General features: G+C 64.3%; 22 protein-coding genes. 14 read left to right on the top strand and 8 right to left on the bottom strand.

Annotated elements, in window-relative coordinates; genetic code table 11:
- Positions 1-106: 106 nt before the first annotated feature.
- Positions 107-1360, bottom strand: a complete 1254-nt coding sequence (locus ACWFUC_RS13225; protein WP_329802232.1) for an ABC transporter substrate-binding protein — start codon at positions 1358-1360, stop codon at positions 107-109.
- Positions 1361-1745: 385 nt separating this feature from the next.
- On the opposite strand from ACWFUC_RS13225, the gene fdxA reads away from it, so the two are divergent.
- The 3 genes from fdxA to ACWFUC_RS13210 all read left to right on the top strand — a co-directional run bounded on the left by fdxA (position 1746) and on the right by ACWFUC_RS13210 (position 5009).
- On the top strand, positions 1746-2069 hold the full coding sequence (gene fdxA / locus ACWFUC_RS13220; protein WP_039787587.1) for a ferredoxin FdxA: 324 nt from the start codon (positions 1746-1748) through the stop codon (positions 2067-2069).
- Between the two features lie 313 nt (positions 2070-2382).
- On the top strand, positions 2383-3456 hold the full coding sequence (locus tag ACWFUC_RS13215) for an NAD(P)/FAD-dependent oxidoreductase (protein WP_039787591.1): 1074 nt from the start codon (positions 2383-2385) through the stop codon (positions 3454-3456).
- 317 nt (positions 3457-3773) lie between these two features.
- A complete protein-coding gene (locus ACWFUC_RS13210) occupies positions 3774-5009 on the top strand; it encodes a polyhydroxyalkanoate depolymerase (protein WP_489625135.1) in 1236 nt (411 codons plus the stop codon).
- On the opposite strand, the gene ACWFUC_RS13205 is transcribed toward ACWFUC_RS13210, so the two are convergent.
- Complete coding sequence (locus ACWFUC_RS13205; RefSeq protein ID WP_489625134.1) at positions 4931-5155, bottom strand: hypothetical protein; 225 nt, start codon at positions 5153-5155, stop codon at positions 4931-4933. The two genes, ACWFUC_RS13210 and ACWFUC_RS13205, sit on opposite strands and share 79 nt — an antisense overlap.
- Here ACWFUC_RS13205 and rsxB point away from each other — a divergent pair.
- A complete protein-coding gene (rsxB, locus tag ACWFUC_RS13200) occupies positions 5139-5861 on the top strand; it encodes an electron transport complex subunit RsxB (protein ID WP_489625133.1) in 723 nt (240 codons plus the stop codon). The genes ACWFUC_RS13205 and rsxB overlap by 17 nt on opposite strands.
- On the top strand, positions 5858-6508 hold the full coding sequence (nth, locus tag ACWFUC_RS13195) for an endonuclease III (RefSeq protein WP_039787592.1): 651 nt from the start codon (positions 5858-5860) through the stop codon (positions 6506-6508). The genes rsxB and nth overlap by 4 nt, the downstream gene beginning before the upstream one ends.
- 7 nt (positions 6509-6515) lie before the next feature.
- Here the strand turns inward: nth and ACWFUC_RS13190 are convergent, their stop codons facing one another.
- Positions 6516-7697, bottom strand: coding sequence for a branched-chain amino acid ABC transporter substrate-binding protein (locus tag ACWFUC_RS13190; RefSeq protein WP_489625132.1), 1182 nt, complete (start codon positions 7695-7697; stop codon positions 6516-6518).
- Positions 7698-7971: 274 nt separating this feature from the next.
- Here ACWFUC_RS13190 and ACWFUC_RS13185 point away from each other — a divergent pair, with 274 nt between their 5' ends.
- A complete protein-coding gene (locus ACWFUC_RS13185; RefSeq protein WP_088754068.1) occupies positions 7972-8403 on the top strand; it encodes a DUF1841 family protein in 432 nt (143 codons plus the stop codon).
- A gap of 81 nt (positions 8404-8484) precedes the next feature.
- Here the strand turns inward: ACWFUC_RS13185 and ACWFUC_RS13180 are convergent, their stop codons facing one another.
- From ACWFUC_RS13180 to ACWFUC_RS13170, 3 genes are all read right to left on the bottom strand, one after another.
- On the bottom strand, positions 8485-8838 hold the full coding sequence (locus ACWFUC_RS13180; RefSeq protein WP_489625131.1) for a c-type cytochrome: 354 nt from the start codon (positions 8836-8838) through the stop codon (positions 8485-8487).
- A gap of 13 nt (positions 8839-8851) precedes the next feature.
- On the bottom strand, positions 8852-9172 hold the full coding sequence (locus ACWFUC_RS13175; protein WP_039787601.1) for a c-type cytochrome: 321 nt from the start codon (positions 9170-9172) through the stop codon (positions 8852-8854).
- A 364-nt stretch (positions 9173-9536) separates the two neighbouring features.
- Positions 9537-11786: a site-specific recombinase gene (locus tag ACWFUC_RS13170; protein ID WP_489637195.1), complete on the bottom strand. Its 2250-nt coding sequence runs from the start codon at positions 11784-11786 to the stop codon at positions 9537-9539.
- A gap of 202 nt (positions 11787-11988) precedes the next feature.
- Here ACWFUC_RS13170 and ACWFUC_RS13165 point away from each other — a divergent pair, with 202 nt between their 5' ends.
- Genes ACWFUC_RS13165 through ACWFUC_RS13155 form a run of 3 tightly spaced genes read left to right on the top strand, consistent with a single transcriptional unit; the run spans position 11989 to position 14669 of the window.
- Positions 11989-12864 (top strand): AAA family ATPase, encoded by an 876-nt coding sequence (locus ACWFUC_RS13165; RefSeq protein ID WP_034335413.1) that lies wholly within the window; start codon positions 11989-11991, stop codon positions 12862-12864.
- 26 nt (positions 12865-12890) lie between these two features.
- Positions 12891-13478, top strand: coding sequence for a GNAT family N-acetyltransferase (locus tag ACWFUC_RS13160; RefSeq protein WP_039787606.1), 588 nt, complete (start codon positions 12891-12893; stop codon positions 13476-13478).
- Between the two features lie 21 nt (positions 13479-13499).
- Complete coding sequence (locus ACWFUC_RS13155; RefSeq protein ID WP_489625129.1) at positions 13500-14669, top strand: vWA domain-containing protein; 1170 nt, start codon at positions 13500-13502, stop codon at positions 14667-14669.
- Positions 14670-14673: 4 nt separating this feature from the next.
- Here ACWFUC_RS13155 and ACWFUC_RS13150 read toward each other — a convergent pair whose 3' ends face one another.
- Positions 14674-14874, bottom strand: coding sequence for a heavy-metal-associated domain-containing protein (locus ACWFUC_RS13150; protein ID WP_039787609.1), 201 nt, complete (start codon positions 14872-14874; stop codon positions 14674-14676).
- 164 nt (positions 14875-15038) lie between these two features.
- On the opposite strand from ACWFUC_RS13150, the gene ACWFUC_RS13145 reads away from it, so the two are divergent.
- From ACWFUC_RS13145 to ACWFUC_RS13130, 4 genes are all read left to right on the top strand, one after another.
- Positions 15039-17291, top strand: a complete 2253-nt coding sequence (locus ACWFUC_RS13145; protein ID WP_489625128.1) for a heavy metal translocating P-type ATPase — start codon at positions 15039-15041, stop codon at positions 17289-17291.
- Between the two features lie 2 nt (positions 17292-17293).
- Positions 17294-17716 carry a Cu(I)-responsive transcriptional regulator gene (gene cueR, locus ACWFUC_RS13140; protein ID WP_134221910.1) on the top strand — a complete coding sequence of 141 codons (423 nt, stop codon included), beginning with the start codon at positions 17294-17296 and terminating at the stop codon, positions 17714-17716.
- Positions 17713-18684 carry a Gfo/Idh/MocA family protein gene (locus ACWFUC_RS13135; protein ID WP_489625127.1) on the top strand — a complete coding sequence of 324 codons (972 nt, stop codon included), beginning with the start codon at positions 17713-17715 and terminating at the stop codon, positions 18682-18684. The genes cueR and ACWFUC_RS13135 overlap by 4 nt, the downstream gene beginning before the upstream one ends.
- Positions 18685-18822: 138 nt before the next feature.
- On the top strand, positions 18823-19725 hold the full coding sequence (locus ACWFUC_RS13130; RefSeq protein WP_489625126.1) for an alpha/beta fold hydrolase: 903 nt from the start codon (positions 18823-18825) through the stop codon (positions 19723-19725).
- A gap of 9 nt (positions 19726-19734) precedes the next feature.
- Here the strand turns inward: ACWFUC_RS13130 and cadR are convergent, their stop codons facing one another.
- Complete coding sequence (gene cadR, locus ACWFUC_RS13125; protein ID WP_489625125.1) at positions 19735-20187, bottom strand: Cd(II)/Pb(II)-responsive transcriptional regulator; 453 nt, start codon at positions 20185-20187, stop codon at positions 19735-19737.
- 80 nt (positions 20188-20267) lie between these two features.
- On the opposite strand from cadR, the gene ACWFUC_RS13120 reads away from it, so the two are divergent.
- Positions 20268-22592 (top strand): heavy metal translocating P-type ATPase, encoded by a 2325-nt coding sequence (locus ACWFUC_RS13120; protein WP_489625124.1) that lies wholly within the window; start codon positions 20268-20270, stop codon positions 22590-22592.
- The last annotated feature ends 46 nt before the right edge of the window (positions 22593-22638 follow it).

Here is a 22638-nt window from a genome sequence, read left to right as displayed (position 1 = left end):
GCCACGCCCTGAAGCGTCGCGACCGCTATCTTAACCGAGATCGCACAAAGCAAAGCCCCCTGCCATGAGGGGGCTTTGACAGGGCCGAGGGCGGCGAAAGACCGGATCACTTGCCCGCTGAAGCCGGACGGCGTCCACGCACATAGGTCGGCGGCGGCAGGTAGGCCGTACCATCGAGGTAGCGCCATTCGCGCATGGTGCTGCGTCCATCCTTCTGGGAGACCAGGCCGATGAAGGCACCCATCGTGGATTGCTGATCCAGCGCGCGGAAGCTCAACTCACCCAGCGGCGAGGACCAATGCAGGCCACGCAGGGATTCCAGCAGCACTTCGCCATCCCCGCCTTCGCTCTTCTTCAGGCCGCCGGCAATGGCCATCATGGTGCTGTAACCCAGCACCGCCGACAGTTGCGGACGTTCGCTGAATTTCTTGAGATAGGCTTCCAGGAAGCGCTGGTGCTCCGGCGTATTGATCTGGTCCCACGGGTAACCTACGGCCACCCAGTCGCGAATGGCTTCACTCTGGCTGGGATCGAGGCTCTGCGCACCGGCCGAGCTCATCGACACCACCCGCACGCCGGCAAACAACTGCTGGCGATTGCCGGCCTGCACGAACTTCTGCAGGTCCTCGCCGAAGGTGGCATTGAAGATGGCGTCCGGACGCGACTGGCGGATCGCCCGCGCCACATCGTCGGCCTTGATCTTGCCCATGGCCGGCCACTGGTCGCTGACGAACTCCACATCCGGACGCGCCTGCTTCAACAGCATCTTGAAACTGGCTACGGCGCTCTGGCCATATTCATAGTTGGGCGCCACCATGGCCCAGCGCCGCCCGGGCATGCGTGCAGCCTGCTCGGCCAGCATCGCGGCCAGCATGTAGGTCGAGGGACGCACGCGGAAGGTGTAGCGATTGCCCTTGTCCAGCGTGACCGCATCGGACAGGGCATCGCCCACCACCAGCACGGTCTTGCTGCGCGCGGCTTCGCGCGCCACGGCCAGGGCCACATCGGAGAGCATGGTGCCGGTCAGCACCTCCACATGCTCCTTGCTGACCAGTTCGCGGGCATTGCGGGCGGCCTGGTCGGCATCGCCCTGGTCGTCGCGGCTGATGAGCTGCAAGGGACGGCCATGGATGCCGCCGGACTCGTTGATCTGTTCCAGTGCCAGCGACAGTCCGTTGCGATAGGCCTGTCCGGCAGTGGACGCCCGCCCCTGGCTGTTGATCTCGCCGATACGGATCGGCTCGACAGCACCAGCACTCAAGGGCAGCACAAGGGAAACGGCGACGGCCAGCGCACCGAGCAAGGCCGGCAGCAGCGAAAGACGGAATCGGGGGGAGGACTGGGGGCCTGCAGCGTTCACGCCGGGACTTCCTTCTGGTGATGTGCGACAAGCGGCGCCATGCCGGCGGACCTGGCTCCATGGGCTGGAACCGCAGGCCACAAGACCCTGGCGGCGGCTGGGCTTATCGCGAGCTTGTTTATTTACTTATACGTAATCTGTATAAGCCTCATTTGTGGGAAAAATCGAATTACCTTAAAATACAAGGCTTTGCGGCGGGTTGCGCAGCAGCATCATGAGAGGCTTCCAGAGTCCTTCACGACAGCGTCCACAAGACGCCGGATGCCGGCCCAAGCACCTCAACCACAGGTTGACCAGCCGCAACATGATTTTAACCGTGCCATATTGCCATCAATTGCGGCGCAGTTAGCCATCGGTTTGAAGAAATTTTACAGATAGGACAGTTATGACCCACGTTGTCACCGATTCCTGCGTCCGTTGCCGCTATACGGATTGCGTGGATGTTTGCCCGGTGGATTGTTTCCGCGAAGGCCCCAATTTCCTCGCGATTGACCCGGACGAGTGCATCGACTGCGCCGTCTGCGTGGCCGAGTGCCCGGTCAATGCGATCTACGCGGAAGAAGACGTGCCGGCCGACCAGCAGCAATACATCGCCCTGAACGCCGATCTGTCCCGCAGCTGGCCCTCCATCACCAAGACCAAGGCACCGCTGCCGGAAGCCGAGGAATGGAAGGACAAGACCGACAAGCTGCAATACCTGCAGCGCTGATTCCTGCGGAGAATCAAGTGGACCGGGCCTGTCCCGGTCGACAATGGCGGTTGCGCATCCAGCCCGGCAGTTTCGTCGCCACGCCAGATGCGCAGCCGTTTGCATTTGGCCGCCAGCAATACCCCTGAGAGCCTCATGGCCGGGCTGAACTGCCCGCTGCCTTACCGTCCTGTGGCGCTCTCGGCAAGCATTTCGCATCGCATTTACCTGGCCTCTCCCCCGCCAGCGGCCCCGCCGCCAGCCAGCGCCCAGCGCCAGAGGGAAAAGCCGCTCTACTGATCTGATCTACTGAAACAGGAATATCAAGAAAATCATGGAAAACAATGTCCAGACTGCGGCAGTCAACGGTGTCATCGATGCCGACGCCGTCATCATCGGCGCCGGCCCGGTCGGCCTGTTCCAGGTGTTCGAACTCGGCCTGCTGGAAATCAAGGCGCACGTGATCGATTCGCTGCCGGTGGTCGGCGGCCAGTGCGTGGAGCTGTATCCGGACAAGCCCATCTATGACATCCCCGCCGTGCCCGTGTGCACCGGCCAGGAACTGACCGACAACCTGCTGAAGCAGATCGAGCCCTTCTCGCCCACCTTCCACCTGGGGCAGGAAGTGACCCTGGTGAACAAGCGCGAAGATGGCCGTTTCGACGTCGAAACCTCCACCGGCACCAAGTTCATCACCAAGACCATCTTCATCGCGGCCGGCGTGGGCTCGTTCCAGCCGCGCACCCTGAAGGTCGAAGGCATCGAGCAGTTCGAAGGTTCGCAGGTGTTCTACCGCGTCAAGGACCCTGCCCTGTTCGAAGGCAAGAACATCGTCATCTGCGGCGGCGGCGACTCCGCCCTGGACTGGGCCCTGAACTTCGTGGGCAAGGCTGAATCGGTGATCCTGCTGCACCGCCGTGAAGAATTCCGCGCCGCGCCCGCGTCCGTGGCCAAGATGAAGGAACTGTGCGAACAGTATGAGATGCAGCTGGTCATCGGCCAGGTCACCGGCACCGAGATCAAGGATGGCAAGCTGTCCGAAGTCAAGGTCACGGGCGCTGACGGTGTCACCCGCCGCCTGCCGCTGGACATGCTGCTGGTGTTCTTCGGCCTGTCGCCCAAGCTGGGCCCGATCGCCGAGTGGGGCCTGGAGATCGAGCGCAAGCAACTGAAGGTGATGGATACCGAGAAGTTCGAGACCAACGTCCCGGGCATCTTCGCCGTGGGCGACATCAACACCTATCCGGGCAAGAAGAAGCTGATCCTGTCGGGCTTCCACGAAGCCGCGCTGGCCGCCTTCGGCGCTGCGCCCTACATCTTCCCGGAAAAGAAGATCCACATGCAGTACACCACCACCTCGCCCAAGCTGCACAAGATCCTGGGCGTGGAAAGCCCGGTCTTCGACTGATTTTCCGTCGCCAGACCACCCGTGCCGCTGCAAGCGGCCTGCAGAGCCCCCGTCCGGTACGGGGGCTTTTTGTTTATGAAGGTTTTTGCAGAAACCTGTGGGGCCCGCACCACTGGTCTGACCAGCAAGCGGGGCGTAAGGCAAAGCATGCTATGCTACCGCGTCGCAACAAGGAAAAAGTTGACAGAGTAGACATAATATGAAGTCTGTCAGCCGATGATCGTCGCCAAACGTTTGTGGCACATGCTTGCTGCGCACCTGGTCCGGGTTATCCATCTGGACGGGAAAGCCAGCCGGTGCTTGTATAAAGGTCAGCTATGCTTTATCAACTGCATGAACTCAATCGCGCGTTCCTGAACCCCATGATGCAATGGGCCGAAACCTCGGCCAAACTGTTCTCGGACCCGGTTTCCCCGCTCGCCCACACCCCTTTCTCGCAACGCATCGCCGCCGGCTATGAGTTGCTGTATCGCCTCTCCAAGGAATACGAGAAGCCCCTCTTCAACATCGGCGAAGTGCCCGTGGACGGCAAGCCGGTCAGTATCACGGAGGAAGTGGTCGAAGAGAAGCCCTTCTGTCGCCTGATCCATTTCAAGAAGGACCTGTCGGCGCGCCAGAGCACCGCCTTGAAGCAGCCTACCGTGCTGGTGGTGGCGCCCCTGTCCGGCCACCACTCCACCCTGCTGCGCGAGACCGTGCGCGCGCTGCTGCAGGAACATGACGTCTTCATCACCGACTGGACCGACGCCCGCATGGTGCCGGTCGAGGCCGGTGAATTCCACCTGCACGATTATGTTTATTACGTGCAGGACTTCATCCGCACCTTGGGCCCGGACGTGCACGTCATTTCCGTCTGCCAGCCCACCGTGCCGGTGCTGGCGGCCATTTCGCTCATGGCCAGCGCCAACGATCCCAAGCTGCCCAAGAGCATGACCATGATGGGCGGGCCCATCGATGCCCGCAAGTCGCCCACCGCCGTCAACGACCTGGCGACCGAGAAGCCCTTCTCCTGGTTCGAAAACACGGTGATCTACAGCGTGCCGGCCAATTACCCCGGTTTCGGCCGAAAGGTCTATCCCGGCTTCCTGCAGCATGCCGGCTTCGTGGCCATGAACCCGCGCCGCCATGCCCAGAGCCACTGGGATTTCTACATGCACCTGCGCGATGGCGACGATGCCTCCGCCGAAGAGCACCGCAAGTTCTACGACGAGTACAACGCCGTGCTGGACATGCCGGCCGAGTTCTACCTGGAGACCATCAAGGTGGTGTTCCAGGACTTCAACCTGGCCCGTGGCACCTGGGAAATCGAAGGCAAGCTGGTGCGCCCGCAGGACATCAAGTCGGTCGCGCTGTTCACCATCGAAGGCGAGCTCGATGACATCTCCGGTTCCGGCCAGACCCAGGCGGCGCAGGAACTGTGCAGCAGCATCCCGAAGACACGCAAGCAGCATTTCACGGTGCCCAAGGCAGGCCACTACGGCATCTTCTCGGGCCGCCGCTGGCGCGAAATCGTCTGCCCGAAGATCGGCGAATTCATCCGCGCCAACGCGTAACGCAGCGCGTTGAGCCTAAACGGCACCCCGTCTCCACGGTGGTGCCGTTTTGCTTTGTGGCTGCGGCATGACTTGACGGCGGTTTGGCCGGATAATAGCGCCCTTGTCCCGTTGAATTGCCTGACCGCCGTGCCGCCATCCGCCACCACCGCCTCTGCCACCCTGGCCGACCGCCTCGAAGACCTGCTGCCGCAAACCCAATGCACCAAATGTGGCTACCCGGCCTGCCGTCCCTATGCCGAGGCCATGGCCGAGGGGCTTGCTTCCTATAACCAGTGCCCGCCCGGTGGCCAGGAAGGCGTGGCGCGGCTGGCACAACTGCTGGGCAAACCGGTGATCCCGCTCAATCCCGCCAACGGCAGCGAACAGCCACGCCGCCTGGCGCTGATCGATGAAGCCATCTGCATCGGCTGCACGCTCTGCATCCAGGCCTGCCCGGTCGATGCGATTGCCGGTGCGGCCAAGCAGATGCATACGGTGATCGAATCGCTCTGCACCGGCTGCGACCTGTGCGTGGCCCCCTGCCCGGTCGATTGCATCAGCATGGTCGAGGCCACGCCGGGGCGCACCGGCTGGAAAGCCTGGAGCCAGGAGCAAGCCGATGCCGCCCGCGCGCGACATGACTGGCGCACCCTGCGCCTGCAGCGCGAGAAGGAAGAGAACGATGCCCGCCTGGCCGCCAAGGCCGCGGCCAAGCTCAAGGAAGTGGAAGCAGCCGCGGCCGGCACGCCCGAGGAACAAGCCGAACTGGCCCGCAAGAAAGCCATCATCCAGGCCGCCATGGAACGCGCGCGCCTGAAGAAACTGCAAGCCGAACAAGCCAGCCCCCAGCCCGACAGCCCACTACCATGAATCCGACCAAACGCCGCGAGATCTTCGAGCGCCTGCGCCAGGCCAACCCCACGCCCACTACCGAACTGGAATACACCACGCCGTTCGAGCTGCTGATCGCCGTGCTGCTGTCAGCCCAGGCGACCGATGTGTCGGTGAACAAGGCCACGCGCAAGCTTTATCCGGTGGCCAACACCCCCGAGGCCATCTACCGCATGGGTGTGGACCAGCTCATGCCCTATATCCAGACCATCGGGCTGTATCGCACCAAGGCCAAGAACGTCATCGAGACCTGCCGCATCCTGATCGAGGAACACGGCGGCGAGGTACCGGAGTCGCGCGAGGCGCTGGAAGCCTTGCCGGGAGTCGGCCGCAAGACCGCCAACGTGGTCCTCAACACGGCCTTCGGCCATCCCACCATCGCGGTGGATACGCACATCTTCCGCGTCTCCAACCGCACCGGCATTGCACCGGGCAAGGATGTGGACGAAGTCGAGCGCAAGCTCATCAAGTTCGTCGCACCGGAATTCCGCCAGGATGCGCATCACTGGCTGATCCTGCATGGCCGCTACACCTGCATCGCGCGCAAGCCGCAATGCTGGAACTGCCTGATTGCCGACCTCTGCGAATTCAAGCAGAAAACGCCACTTCCGGCCAAGGGCGTCTGAGAAGGACCTAGCGCGGAAGCCCGTGCAGACGGGTGACCGGCATCCAGCGCTGGTCCTGAACTTCATACAGGGTAAAAGTCGGGTTGAGCAGATCGCCTTCCTCGTTGAAGGCCACCGGTCCGCTCACGCCCTCGAAGCGCAGGCGGTGCATGGCCCGGGCAACCGCATCCGGATCGGTGCTGCCGGCCTGGCGCAGGCCTAGCAGGATGGACTGCGCCGCTTCATAGGCGAAGACCGCATAGAGGTCGATGTCGGAATCGAAAGCTTCGCTGTAGCGCTGGCGGAACTGCCGCCAGCCGGGCATCTTGTCCTGCGGCGGCCCGGGTTCAAGGACCAGCGCGCCATTGGCATCGGGTCCGGCGCGCATCAGGAAGGGCAAACCCAAGGTCCCGGGCGAAGCCATCAGGCGCGCTTCCAGCTTCAACCGGCGGATGGACTTGGCCAGCACGCCGGCCTGCCAGTCCAGTCCGCCGAAGAAGATCAGGTCCGGCTTGAGGCTGCGCGCCTGCATCAGCGGGGCGTTGAAGTCAGAGGTCTTGTCGCTGACGTTGTAGCGCGCCAGCACCTTGCCACCCTGCGCCTCCACCTCGCGGGCAAACTGCTCGGCCAGCCCCTGCCCGAAGGGCGTGCGGTCGTCAATGGTGACCACGGAGCGCACGCCCAGCTTGTCGACGGCGTAACGCGCGGACCAGCGGCCGATGCTCTCGTTGTTGGGAATGGTGCGGAAGATGCGCGGATAAGACAAGGCCGTCAGCTTGCGGCTCATCGCCGAGGGCGTCACCTGGATCACGCCAGCGGCATGGTAGACCGGGGCCGCTGCCAGACTGGTGCCGCTGGTCCAGTGGCCAACCACACCGATGACGCGCTGGCCGACCAGATAGCGTGCTACATACTCCGCCGTGCCGGGATCAGCCCTGTCATCCTGGGACACCAGCTTGAGCCGGTAATGCTTGCCGGCGATGACCACACCGCGCCGGTTGGCCTCATCCAGCGCCAGTTGCACGCCATTGCGCATGCTGCGGCCCACGCCCATGGAGGGGCCGCTCAAGGGGCCGGCAAAGCCGATGCCCAGGGTGGATTCGTCAGCCGGCTGCTCGTCGCTGGCCATGCTCGCCTTGGCCGACGCCGAAGGAGCCGCCAGCGCGGCCTGCGCGCAGCAGCCCAGCAGGGCCAGCGCGATACAAAGCAAGGGCCGCGTCCATGTCCGTGGACGGCGCACAGGCCGGATCAGGCTTCCGCCAAAAAACATGCATGCTTCCTTCTCGCTGCCCGGCCTTGCGTTTCCCCCCATCGCGCCAAGGCGATGCGGCCGGGTACTGCATTGGATGGATTATTCAGATGCTTGTCGTAGGGAAAGAATATTACTTCATCTGGACCTGTCGTGCCGCAGGCCTTGGCCGGCCTCCTGAAGCGGGCGGCAGACCAGCGTAGAATAGCGCTTTATCCCCGATTGATGCACCGCCATGTTCACGCCGTCCCAGCACGATGTCCGCCGCTTTTTCTGCGAAGCCTACCGCAAGCACCAGGGCAACCAGGTCCTGACGCCCCTGGAAGCCATCGCCCGCGACTGGATCCTGCAACATCCGGAATACCACGATGCCCTGCGCGACGTGGATGAAGCGCTGGCGGCCGACTATTCGATCGAACGCGGCCAGAGCAATCCCTTCCTGCACCTGTCGATGCACCTGTCGATCACGGAACAGATCTCCATCGACCAGCCCCCCGGCATCCGTGGCGCCTTCCAGCTGCTGGCCCAGCGCCGCGGCTCGGAACACGATGCCCATCATGAAATCATGGAAGCCCTGGGCGAGATGATCTGGAACGCCCAGCGCAATGGCTTGCCGCCGGATGGGGCGGCTTATATCGAGAATATCAAGCGGCGGGCGCAGGGATAAGCCTTCACGCGCACAACAAAAAGCCACACCGCAACTCTCTTGCGGCGTGGCTTTCTTTCATACGCAACCAACAGACGCAGCTTACTTGCGCACCACCAGGCTGCCCGGCAGACTGTGCAGATAAGCCGCGATATCGTTGATGTCGCGATCCGTAAGCGGCTTGGCCTGCCCCGACATGATGGCATTGTTGCGGCCATTCATGGCGGTGTCGCCCCGGCGGTAGGCCGTCAGGGCATGCTTGAGGTAGTCCGCATGCTGACCGGCCAGCTTCGGGTAGCCCGGATCGATGGGCGAGTTGTAGTCCTTGCCGTGGCAGGAGGCGCAGTTGTACTTCTCCACCAGCGCACGGCCATTGGCTACATCAGCAGCGCTGGCCGCTTGCGACAGCAGCGCGGCGGCACCCAGCAGCGACAGGGCAATCAGGTTCTTCTTCATCTCGTGGCTCCCCTCACTTCTGCTGCGAATAGTAGGCGGCCAGGTCGGCGATGTCCTGGTCCGACAGGCTGGCGGCCACGCCCATCATCGAAGGATGCTTGCGTTCCCCCTTCTGGTAGGCGCGCAGCGCGTTCTCGATGTACTTGGCGGACTGCCCGCCCAGCATCGGCACCTGGTAGACCTCGGGATAGCTGGCTTTGTAGCCGGGGATGCCATGGCAACCAATGCACATGGAGACTTTGTTTTCAGCGGCCTTGGCATTGCCGACGATGTCGGCCGCGGACGCGCTGCCGAGCACGCCAGCCAAGGCAAGAAACACGAGGTGTTTTTTCATGTGAGCAGGGTAAGTGATTGGACTTCCCATCCGCCCCGCCTCAACCTCGGCGCGGCGGACACCCGACGAAACGCATCTTTTGCTGCCAGCGGCAAACTTTATCGTGCTTGTTCGATTGCCCTGGTATTGCAGGTTTGGCTCTTCTGCTATGGCTCAACCGGTGTTTCGGCTCAAGCTTGTCTCTCCACTCCCCCTGCCTTGCGCAAAAAACGCTTTCGATTCTAACCAATAAAACCGGCAGCGTCATCCCTGCGCACAAACCCTCCCCGACAGACGCAATCGCCCGCCAGGCAAGGCCGGGCGGGCGATCGACGCATTATATGCACTGCAATATTACCGCTATGGCATCTGGCTGATGCCAACGTTAGGCGACATGCCGCGTAGCCTGGACGTGCATATCGTGCCCAGGCTCAAGTGAAGCCAGGCGCGGTTGCCGGTTGTCCTGGCGCGCGCCGCCCTGGCCGTCATCGTCGTCGTCCTCGTCTTCTCCGGCGTCATCCTGCACTGCCGCATCCGTTTTTTGCGGAAGAATGAAGAACAAGGGCCGGACGACGAAACGGCGCAACACCGCCCGCATGGCGATATTGCGGGCGCGGCGCGGCAAGTCGCGCGAGCGCAGCGCCAGCGCCAGTGCGCAGGCGAAGGCCACCGCCACCGACAACAGGGCCGTCGCAGCCACACCGCCGGCAGCCAGCCAGAAGGCGGGCGTCATCAGGATTTCCCAGCCGAGGCTGAAGACTGCGGCGGTGAGCGTACCAGCAGCCAAGGTCACATGGCGGATATCCAGCGGCAGGCTGAAGAAGGCCGCCACCACCGGTGCCAGCCCCAGCAGCACGGCCAGCGAGAGGCTACCGGCAATGGTGGCCACGTTGCGCTCCAGCCAGGCGGCGCAGCGCTGGGCGCGCATGGCGCCAAGACCGTGCACCAGGCGGCGATGGTTGGACACCACTTCCCGTACCCGGCGCAGAGCGAACCAGTTGTCGGCAAACCCGGCCGCGAGACTGGCCAGCCACAACAATACGCCGGTCAGCGCGGCATACAGGGGTGTGGGGCCTACCAGCGAGAGCGCAGCGATGGCCTGGCGCGCCTCGCTGGCCGGCATCGGCTGGCTGCCCAGCGCGAACCAGCCCAGGGCACACAGCGCGGCGGTGACCGGAATCACCGCCAGCAGATTGCCAAAGATACCCGCCGACTGCGAACGCAGCAGCTGGCCGGATTCGGCGATCAGGTCACGCATGCCCTCCGCATCCAGGTCCCCCATGCGCGAGGCCAGGGCCGGTGCGGTCACGGCCGGCTGGCGCGTGGCCAGCACGCCGCCCAGCGCGGCAATGAGCAGGAAACTGGCGGCATAGTTGAGCGAAGCCAGCGCACCATCGACGAAGTGCACCACGCCCAGCGTCGACAGGCTCTGCTTGACGAGGGCCGTGGCGGCGATGATCGCACCGCCCACCAGACCGGCCCGCATCACCCGGCGATAACCGGCACCGTCGCGGGCGATGGCCTGCTCCCGGTGATTGGCATTGCGCTCGACCATCTTGCGCGCCAGCAGGGCAAAACTGCGCCGCATCAGGCCGCGCACCGAGTCGCGGTGATGGTGGGCGGAGATCAGGTCGCACAGCAGCAACTGCATGCGCCCGGCCCCGGCCAGCGCCGCCGGCGGCGCCACCATGCCGGGCACGGCCGGGCTGATGACCGGACCAGGCACGCCGGAACGCACATCGATGAGCCGCCCGATGCGCTGCAAGTGCGCGCGCATGCGTTCGACGCGATACACCAAGCTCACCGAGACGCCGTATTCATCCAGGTGCGCGTAGATGCGGTCGGTCTGCGCATGGCACACTGCGACCAGCATGCGCACGCTGCGCAAGGCGCCGAGGTCGCCCGGCTGGGCGCGCAGCCAGGCTTCCATCTCGCGCCGCAGCGCCAGGAAGGGCGTGGCGCGCATGGGCATCTTGGGTTCCAGCCGCTGGCGGAAGGCCGGGCTGATGCCATCGGCCACCACCGTGGTGGTCAGATAGGTGATGGCTTCCTCGATCTGCTGCCAGTACATGTGGGAGATGCCATCATCGGCCATCAGCTTCCACAGCCGCTGCAGCAGTTCATTGTCCAGCTCCAGCAGCCAGGCTGCGTCGTCCGGATCGGGGAACATGGCCGTGAACAGCGAAGAGAGGTCAGTGGGCGAAAGGTGGCGCGGCAGGATCAGCCGGGCCAGGCGTTCGCTCAGTTCGCCGAAGAAGCCGGGTTCGTGCGGCAGGCCAGTGGTGGAGAAAAGTTCGGGGCCGGTGGCTTCGCGCAGGGTCTTCTGCAGCGCGTTCTGGACCGCGCGCCGCACGTCGCGGTGCTGGTCCAGCCAGTCCAGCATGATGGCCAGCCGCTGGCGACGCACCTGGTGCCAGGCCTGGCGGTCCAGCAGCGACACGGCCGGGCGATGGCGCAGCCATTCAGCCACGTCGATCATCCAGTTGGCCCGCTCGTGCCAGCTGGCAGCCGGGTCGATGCGGCGCATCAGGACTTCCAGCTGCCGGCCGACATCATGCCGGTCCATGTAACGCGCCTGCATGCCGTGACGCATTCGTCTCCACACCACCAGCATCTTGAAGAAAAGAAATTTCATGGGCAGTGAGCGCCTGGGGCGCTGTCAGTTTGTTGCATGCGTAGCCCTTGATATAGGAACGATTGAGCAGAATTCAAGCCGTCGCAGGTGCGCCGGATTTGGCCGGCTTTTCCCTTATACTCGAAGAAATGTCCGGCGCGGCTGCTGCAATGCCGCATCTTCCCGGCAATCCAACCACAGCAACCTGACAAGGACAGCATCCATGCCAGATCATTCCGCCGCTTCATCCCATCCAGGCAAATTCACCGGCAGCGACAACTACGTTGCCACCGACGACCTCAAGCTGGCGGTCAATGCCGCCCTCACCTTGCAGCGTCCGCTGCTGATCAAGGGCGAGCCCGGCACCGGCAAGACCATGCTGGCCGAGGAAGTGGCCGCCGCCCTGGGCCGCCCGCTGCTGCAGTGGCACATCAAGTCCACCACCAAGGCCCAGCAGGGCCTGTACGAATACGATGCGGTCTCGCGCCTGCGCGATTCACAGCTGGGCGACGAGCGCGTCAAGGACATCCACAACTACATCGTCAAGGGTGTGCTGTGGCAGGCCTTCACGGCCGAGGAGCCGGTGGTGCTGCTGATCGACGAGATCGACAAGGCCGACATCGAATTCCCCAACGACCTGCTGCGCGAAATCGACCGCATGGAGTTCTACGTCTATGAGACGCGCGAACTGGTGCGCGCCAGACACCGGCCGCTGGTGGTCATCACCTCCAACAACGAGAAGGAATTGCCGGACGCCTTCCTGCGCCGCTGCTTCTTCCACTACATCAAGTTCCCCGACAAGGAGACCATGCAGCAGATCGTTGACGTGCACTTCCCGCACATCAAGCGCGACCTGCTGGCGCGCGCGCTGGACGCTTTCTACCAGGTGCGCGAGGTACCGGGCATCAAGAAGAAGCCCTCGACCTCGGAACTGATCGACTGGCTCAAGCTGCTCATGGCCGAGGACATCCCGCCAGAAGCCCTGCACAGCCAGGACAACAAGGCCGTGGTCCCGCCCCTGCATGGCGCGCTGCTCAAGAACGAGCAGGATGTGCACCTGTTCGAGCGCCTGGTCTTCATGTCGCGCAACAACCGCTGAACCTGCCGCCATCCACCGGAGCCGCCATGCAATTCCTCTCGCCGATCACCTTGAAGGGCCAGTTCGCCACGATCGAGCCGCTGCATCCCGAGCACCACGATGCGCTCATTGCCGCCGTGTCGGATGGCAAGCTGTGGAAGCTCTGGTACACCGCCATCCCCAAGCCGGAAAACATGCGTGCCGAGATCGAACGCCGCCTGCACCTGCAGCAGCAGGGTAGCATGCTGCCCTTCGTGATCCGCCGCAATGACACCGGCGCGCTGTGCGGCATGACGACCTACATGAATGCCGACGTGGCCAACCGGCGCGTGGAGATAGGCTCCACCTGGTATGCCGCCAGTGCCCAGCGCACCGGCATCAATACCGAGTGCAAGCTGATGCTGCTCACCCACGCCTTCGAGGACATGCACTGCATCGCCGTAGAGTTCCGCACCCACTGGATGAACCAGCAGTCGCGTGCCGCCATTGCGCGGCTGGGGGCCAAGCAGGACGGCATCCTGCGCAATCACCAGCGCATGCCGGATGGCTCCTATCGCGATACGGTGGTGTTTTCCATCATCGAATCGGAATGGCCAACGGTGCGCCGCCATCTCCAGTTCAAGCTGGGCCGCTGAGGCGGCTGCGGGATTGCATTCATGCTCATCGATTTCTTCTACACCGTGAAACAGGCTGGCGTACCGGCCTCGATCAAGGAATTCCTGACCCTCCTGGAGGCGATGGACAAGCAGGTCATTTCCCCTTCGCTGGATGAGTTCTACTTTCTCTCGCGCCTCACGCTGGTGAAGGACGAGGCGCACTTCGACAAGTTCGACCGTGCCTTCGGAGCCTACTTCAAGGGCATAGAAACGATCTTCGAGAAGCGGCCGGAGATTCCGCTGGAATGGCTGGTCAAGCAATTGCAGCGCGACCTCACGCCCGAGCAGAAGGCCGCCATCGAGAAGTTCGGTTACGACAAGCTGATGGATCGCCTCAAGCAACTGCTGGAAGAACAGAAGGAACGCCACGAAGGCGGCAGCAAGTGGATCGGTACCGGCGGGGTTTCTACCTTCGGCCACGGCGGCTTCAACCCCGAGGGCATCCGCATCGGCGGCAAGGGCGGCCAACGCAGCGCGGTGAAGGTGTGGGAAGAACGCGAATACAAGGACTACGACGGCGAACGCGAACTGGGCACGCGCAACATCAAGGTGGCGCTGCGCCGTCTGCGCCGCTTCGCGCGTGAAGGACTGGACGAAGAGCTGGCGCTGGACGACACCATCCGCGCCACCGCCAGCAATGCCGGCTACCTCGACATCCGCATGCAGCCCGAGCGCAAGAACAAGATCAAGGTGCTGATGCTGTTCGATGTGGGCGGATCGATGGATGACCATATCGCCCGCACCGAAGAATTGTTCTCGGCCGCACGGACCGAGTTCAAGAACATGGAATTCTTCTACTTCCACAACTGCGTGTATGACTACCTGTGGAAGAACAACCGCCGCCGCCACGCCGAGCGTTTCCCGACCTGGGATGTGCTGCGCAAGTACACGCCGGACACCAAGCTCATCTTCGTGGGCGATGCCACCATGAGTCCTTACGAAATCGTGCAGCCGGGCGGTTCGGTGGAATACAACAATGCGGAGGCGGGTGCAGAGTGGCTGCAGCGCTTCACCAGTACCTTTCCGCATTTCGTCTGGCTCAATCCCGAGCCGGAAGGCCTGTGGCAATACCGGCAATCGATCGCACTGATCCGCCAGCTCATGAACAACCGGATGTTCCCGCTGACCATGGATGGGCTGGAAGGCGCGATGCGATTGCTCAGCAAGTAGCTGCTCAGGCTGCGACCGGGGTATAGCCCGCTTCCTCGATGGCCTCGGCAAACTGCTGCGCCGGCAGGCTGCTGTCGATGACCACGCGCTTGTCGGCCACTGCAATATCGACCTTGGCATTGGCGTCCACGTCCTTGACAGCCTTGGTGATGACGCCTGCACAGTGGTTGCAGGTCATGTCGTTGACGGTGAAGGTGGTGCTCATGGCGTTTCCTTTCATGAAATGAAGTCAATGACGGAAGCTTAAACCTTCCCACCACGGCAAGGTCAAGCGCAGCATTGTGCATCCATGCGACAATCGGGCTTGACCTTGCCATCATGGGAAGGATGATGATGCAGGCCTTGATCCATCCTTCCGGAGTCGTTGCCATGCCCTCTTCCTCCCCTGCCGCCGCCGAGATCAGCCTCGATATCGAAGGCATGAGCTGTGCCTCCTGCGTGATGCGCGTGGAGAAGGCGCTCAAGAAAATCCCCGGTGTAACCGAAGTCAGCGTCAACCTCGCCACCGAACGCGCCAGCATCGCCACGGCCGCACCCGTGGCCCCGGCTGCCCTGATTGCCGCCATCGAGAAGGCCGGCTATCAGGCGCACCAGCACATCCCTGAAGAAACCGCCGCGCCGGCCAGCGCCAAGAAACAGCTGCCAAGCTGGTGGCCCGTGGCCGTCTCGGCCGCGCTGTCGCTGCCGCTCTTGCTGCCCATGCTGCTGGCCCCGCTGGGCATCAGCTGGAGCCTGCCCCCGCTGTGGCAATGGCTGCTGGCCACGCCCGTGCAGTTCTGGCTGGGCTGGCGTTTCTATCACGCCGGATGGGGCGCGCTGCGCGCGCGTTCGGGCAACATGGATCTGCTGGTGGCGCTGGGCACCAGTGCAGCTTACGGGCTATCGGTCTGGCAATGGCTGAGCATGCCGGACATGGGCGAGCACGCCATGGCCATGCCGCATCTCTATTTTGAAAGCTCGGCCGTGGTCATCACCCTGGTGCTACTGGGCAAATGGCTGGAAGGCCGCGCCAAGCGCCAGACGGCCGACGCCATCGCCGCCCTCAATGCGCTGCGCCCCGACCGTGCCCGCGTGCGCCGCGACGGACAAGACATCGAGGTCCCGCTGGCCCAGGTGCGCGTGGGTGACCTGGTGGTGCTACGTCCCGGCGAGCGGGTCCCGGTCGATGGCATCGTCAAGGAGGGCCGCAGCCATCTGGATGAAGCCCTGCTGACCGGCGAGAGCCGCCCGCAAGCCAGGCAAGCCGGCGACCGTCTGGCCGCCGGTGCCATCAATGCGGAAGGGGTGCTGGTCTTCGAAGCCACCGCCATCGGTGCCGAAACCATGCTGGCGCGCATCGTGCGCATGGTGGAACAGGCGCAGGCGGCCAAGGCCCCGATCCAGCGCCTGGTGGACAAGGTGAGCGCGGTCTTCGTGCCTGCGGTGCTGCTGCTGTCGGCCCTCACCTTCCTCGGCTGGGGCCTGGCGGCAGGCGACTGGCAACAGGCCCTGCTCAATGCGGTGGCGGTGATGGTGATCGCCTGCCCTTGCGCACTGGGCCTGGCCACGCCCACGGCCATCATGGCCGGCACCGGCGTGGCAGCACGCCACGGCATCCTCATCAAGGATGCGCAGGCGCTGGAGATCGCGCATCGGGTCGACGTGATCGCTTTCGACAAGACCGGCACGCTCACCGTGGGCCGTCCGCGTCTGACTGAACTGCACGCCGCTGACGCCACCGGAGAGGAACAGGACAATGCCTTGCTGGCCCTGGCCGCCGCCCTGCAAGCCCGCAGCGAACACCCGCTGGCGCGGGCCGTGCTGGAGGCAGCTGCGGCACACACCGACATCTCGATCCCGCAAGCCGACCAGGTCCGCAGCGTGGCCGGACTGGGCATCGAAGGCCATGTCGATGGCCGCGCACTCTGTCTGGGCAGCAGCCGCTGGATGCAGCAATTGCAAGCCAGCGCTCCGGCCCTGCAAGCGCGTGCGGACCAGTTGCAGGCGCAGGGCCGTACCCTGTCGTGGCTGGCCGAACGTGAAGCGGGCCATGTGCGCATCCTGGGCCTGCTGGCCTTCGGCGACGAGATCAAGCCCGGCGCGCAGCAAGCCATCGCCACCCTGCATGCGCTGGGTATCCGCACCGCCATGCTCAGTGGCGACAACCGGGGGGCCGCACAACAGGTGGCCGCCACACTGGGCATCCAGGATGTGCGCGCCGAAGTGCTGCCCGGCGACAAGGCCGAAGCGGTCGCTGCCCTGCGCGACAACGGCGCGCATGTCGTGGCCATGGTCGGCGATGGCGTCAACGATGCCCCGGCGCTGGCTGCCGCCGATGTGGGCATCGCCATGTCCACCGGCACCGACGTGGCCATGCAGGCTGCCGGCATCACACTGATGCATGGCGAACCCGGCCTGGCGGCAGACGCCATCGACATCTCGCGCCGCACCTACGGCAAGATTCGCCAGAACCTGTTCTGGGCGTTCATCTACAACCTGGTCGGGATTCCGCTGGCCGCGCTGGGCCTGCTCAACCCGATGCTGGCCGGGGCAGCGATGGCGTTTTCCAGCGTGAGCGTGGTCAGCAATGCCCTGCTGCTGCGCCGCTGGCGTCCGCATGGCCCCGCAAAAATGGAGAAGTGAACATGAATATCGGAGAAGCCGCTACTGCCTCGGGTGTCTCGGCCAAGATGATTCGCCATTATGAAGAAACGGGCCTGATCCCCAAGGTCGGCCGCACCGATGCCGGCTACCGCGTCTATGCCGAGCGCGACGTGCACCTGCTGCGCTTCATCCGCCAGGCCCGGCAACTGGGGTTTTCCATGGCCCAGGTGAGCGACCTGATCGGGCTGTGGCTGGACCAGTCGCGCTCCAGCCGCAAGGTCAAGCAGCTGGCCCAGACCCACATTGGCGAACTGGAGCAGCGCATCCGCGAACTGCAGACCATGAAGGGCACGCTGGAACGCCTGGTGCAGGACTGCCATGGCGACCATCGCCCCGACTGCCCCATTCTCGATGCCCTCGGTGCGCAGCCGGACTGCTGCGCCCACGCGGAGTCGCAGGCATGAGCGTGCTGCGCTGGGGCATCATCGGCTGCGGTGCCGTCACCGAAAAGAAAAGCGGTCCGGCCTATCGCAGCACGCCCGGTTTCGAACTGGCCGCCGTCATGCGCCGCGACGCCGCCCTGGCCGCCGACTACGCGCAGCGCCACGGCGTGCCGCGCTGGTTCGACGATGCCGACGCGCTCATCGGCGATCCCGGCATCGATGCCGTCTACATCGCCACCCCGCCCGATACGCACCTGCACTATGCCTTGAAGGTCGCCGCCGCCGGCAAACCCTGCTGCGTCGAAAAGCCGATGGCCCCCAGCCATGCCGAATGCCTGCAGATGCTCGATGCCTTCGAGGCGGCGCAACAACCGCTGTTCGTGGCCTATTACCGGCGCTCGCTGCCGCGTTTCGAGCAGTTGCGCCAATGGCTGCAGGAGGGCCGCATCGGCACGCCGCGCCACGTGCACTGGCAACTGGCGCGCACCCCGCATCCGGATGACCTGCGGGGGCGCTACCGCTGGCGCACCGATGCCCGCATCGCACCGGGGGGCTACTTCGATGATCTTGCCAGCCATGGATTGAACCTGTTCTCGCACTTCTTCGGCGACGTGGCGCAGGTGACCGGGGCCAGCGCCAACCAGCAAGGGATCTACAGCGCCAGGGATGCAGTGGCGGCCAGCTGGCGCTATCAGAGTGGCGTGACCGGCAGCGGCAGCTGGCACTTCGGCAGCTTTGAACGGGCGGACCGGGTGGAGATTACGGGCAGTGCGGGCAAGCTGGAATTTTCCATCTTCGAGGAACGGCCGCTGGTGCTGACTACGCCGGCCGAACGCATCGAGCTGGCCATCCCCAATCCGGAACACATCCAGCAACACCACGTGGCCAACCTGCAACGGCACTTGAGCGGAGGTGCGCCTCATCCATCCTGTGGCGACAGCGCTGCGCAGACGGCGTGGATGATGGAAGCGATCCTGGAAAAACGGTGAAATCCTTCACCTGCATGAAAAATGCATGGCTCGCAGCACGCATCCCGACTTGCGATGATAATTACCCTTCATATATCACTAAAAATTACGTTATCCAGCTAGTACCAACAACAGCAAATCACGGGGGGGCCGTCCGACATGCCACAGAGCAATCACCTGACTTTCATCGAGACCGACACACTGCGCATCGGCTTTGAAACCAGCGGCCCACCAGAGGCCCCCGCCGTGATCCTGCTGCATGGCTGGCCGGACGACGTGCGCACCTGGGACGCCTTCCTGCGTCCGCTGCGGGCGGCCGGCTACCGCGTGATCCGGCCCTACCTGCGCGGCTACGGCCCGACCCGCTTCCTTTCTGAATCGACACCCCGCAGCGGCCAGCTGGCCGCGCTGGGCAGCGACCTGATGGCCTTTGCCGATGCCCTGGGCCTGGAGCGCTACTCCGTCATCGGCCACGACTGGGGTGCACGGGCCGCTTACATCGCCGCTTCGCAGACCCCCGAACGCATCGCCCATTGCATCGCCCTCTCGGTGGGCTGGGGCACCAATACGCCGGGGCAGCGGCTGTCGCTGCAGCAATCGCGCAATTACTGGTACCACTGGTTCTTCGCCACCCCGCGCGGCGAAGCCGAGTTGCGCGAGGACCGCCGTGGTTTCGCGCGCTTCATGTGGAATACCTGGTCACCTTCCTGGAAATTTGCCGAGAGCGAATTCGCCAATACCGCCGCCTCCTTCGACAATCCCGACTGGGCCGAGATCTGCGTGCATTCCTACCGGCATCGCTGGGGCTTTGCCGAGGGCGATCCCGCCTATGCGGCGCTCGAAGCCCGATTGCAGGACACACCGCGCATCATGGTTCCCACGCTGGTGCTGCATGGCACCGAGGATGGCGCCAATCATCCGTCGACCTCGGAAGACCGCGAGCCCTACTTCGGGGCCGCCTACCGCCGCGTGCTCATCCCGGGGGCCGGGCATTTTCCCCAGCGCGAAAAGCCGGAAGAAGTCGTCGAGGAAGTGCTGGCCTGGCTGGCGCGCCCGGCCTGAACGTGGACTTCAGTGGCAGCCGCCCCCATGGCTGCCGAGATTGGCCGGCTTCATGTCGTCGGGCAGGCTGGCCAATCCTTGCAGGATGCCGCAGTCGCGCGCCGGCTGTTCCACCTCGCACTGGGCGCGCAGCTGGTGCAATTGCTCCTGCAGGGCCTGCAACTGCAGGATGCGCTGGGCCACGTGGCCGATGTGCTTGTCCAGCAGCGCGTTGACTTCGCCGCAATTCTGCTCGGGCGCGTCGCGCAGGCGCAGCAGTTCGCGCACTTCATCGAGCGTCATGTCCAGCGAACGGCAATGGCGGATGAATTGCAGCCGCTCCACGTGGCGCGCGCCATAGAGCCGGTAATTCGACTGTGACCGTGTCGGCTCGGTCAGCAACTCTTCCTTCTCGTAATAACGAATGGTTTCTACCGGGCAATCTGCCTGGGCGGCCAGTTCGCCGATCTTCAATGTATCCATGGGATCCTCGCTTGACCTTGTAGTTACTTCAGGGTTTTTAATATACCTCTGAAACCTGTTGGCTGCACAAGGAGCCCCAAATGGCTGGACATTCCCACAAGCACGATCACGACCATTCGCATGGTCACGCACATGAGCACGAGCATGGTCATGCTCACGCACAACAAGCACAGGGCTGCTGCTCCGGCCATGCCTGCGCCAGCAATGAAGCGGCCCCTGCCCCGATCCCCGCAGCGCATCTGGAGGGCAAGACCGAGGAAGCCGTCTTCTTCATCCAGAAGATGGATTGCCCGACCGAAGAAAAGCTGATCCGCGAACGGCTCTCGCAGATGTCCGGCGTGGGCACGCTGGAATTCAACCTGATCCAGCGCGAGCTGACGGTGCAGCACCAACTGCCCTCCATCGCGCCGCTGGTGGAGACCTTGAAGGCGCTGGACATGCTGCCGGCCGTGAAGTCCGATTCACTGGATGCCGAGGCCGGCCGCGATGCCCCCGACCAGGCCGCTGCCTACCGCATCCCGGCGCGCCGCTGGGCGCTGCTGGGGCTGGCGGGCGTAGCCGCGCTGGGGGCCGAGGTGCTGGCCTGGACCAGCGGTGATGAGCGCTCCCTGCCGGTGATTGCGCTGGCGCTTGCCGCCATCCTGCTGGGCGGCCTGGGCACGCTCAAGAAGGGCTGGATCGCGCTGCGCAACTTCTCGCTGAACATGAACTTCCTGATGTCGCTGGCCGTGATCGGCGCTGCGGTCATCGGCCAGTGGCCGGAAGCGGCAGTGGTGATCGTGCTGTTCACCCTGGCCGAGATGATCGAAGCCCTGTCGCTGGACCGCGCCCGCAACGCCATCGCCGGACTGATGGCCATGACGCCCGACATGGCGACCCGGCGTGGCGCGGACGGTGTCTGGTCAACTGTACCGGCCCGTACCGTGACAGTGGATGAAACTGTACGGGTCGCCCCCGGGGAACGTGTACCGCTGGATGGCCTGGTACTGTCAGGCAGCACCAGCATCAACCAGGCCCCCATCACCGGGGAAAGCATACCGGTACAGAAGCAGCCCGGTGACCCGGTCTTTGCCGGCACCATCAATGAACAGGGCGCTTTCGAGATGCGCGTGACGGCGGTGCAAGGCGACTCGACCCTGGCGCGCATCGTCAAGAGCGTGCAGCAGGCGCAGGGCCAGCGCGCCCCGACCCAGCGCTTCGTGGACAACTTCGCGCGCTACTACATCCCGGCGGTGGTGCTGATGGCGGTACTGGTGGCCGTGCTGCCGCCGCTGCTGATGGGTGCGCCCTTCCAGCCGTGGCTGTACAAGGCGCTGGTTCTGCTGGTGATCGCCTGCCCTTGCGCGCTGGTGATCTCCACGCCGGTGACCATCGTCAGCGGACTGGCCTCAGCGGCGCGGCATGGCATCCTGGTCAAGGGCGGCGTCTATCTGGAGCAAGGCCGCCAATTGCGCGCGCTGGCGCTGGACAAGACCGGCACGATTACCTTCGGCAAGCCCGCCGTGACCGATGTGGTCTCGCTGCAGGCCGGGGCGGATCAACAGGCGCTGCTGCAACTGGCGGTCTCGCTGGCATCGCGCTCGGACCACCCGGTCTCGCGCGCCATTGCGCTTCAGGAAGACATCGTCACCCTGGAGGTGAGCGACTTTGCCGCCCTGGCCGGACGCGGCGTGCAGGGGCGCATCGGCGGACAACTGCTTCACTTGGGCAACCACCGCCTGGTGCACGAGCTGGGCCAGTGCAGCCCGGAACTGGAGGCGCGCCTGCAAGCCTTCGAGAAGCAGGGCAAGACCACCACCGTGCTGTGCCGCGAGGGACAGCCGCAGTTGCTGGTGGCGGTGGCCGACACCGTGCGTCCAAGCAGCAAGGAAGCGGTGGCCGAGCTACGCGCGCTGGGCGTGGAAGTCATCATGCTGACCGGCGACAACAGCCATACCGCACAGGCCATTGCCAGCCAGACCGGCATTGCCGATGCGCGCGGGGACCAGTTGCCGGAAGACAAGCTCAAGGCCATCGAAGCACTCAGTGCGCGCCATGGCGTGCGCGGTGTGGGCATGGTCGGCGACGGCATCAACGATGCCCCGGCACTGGCGCGGGCCGACATCGGCTTCGCCATGGGCGCGGCCGGCACCGACACCGCGCTGGAGACGGCCGACGTGGCCCTGATGGATGACGACCTGCGCAAGATCCCCGACTTCATTCGCCTGAGCCGCAAGGCCCATACGGTCCTGGTGCAGAACATCAGCATTGCGCTGGGCATCAAGGCGGTGTTCCTGGCGCTGGCGCTGGTGGGCATGAGCTCACTGTGGATGGCGGTGTTTGCCGACATGGGGGCCAGCCTGATCGTGGTCTTCAACGGCCTGCGCCTGGTGCGCGGCTTGCGCCAACGCAAGGCCGCGGCCTGAGGCCGGCCGTACAGGTTGATCGCAGGGACGGCCCCGGTCTATACTG

Source organism: Herbaspirillum sp. Her4, assembly GCF_057961335.1.
The sequence above is the reverse complement of the archived record's forward strand: the minus strand, read 5'-3'. Positions and strand labels throughout refer to the sequence as shown.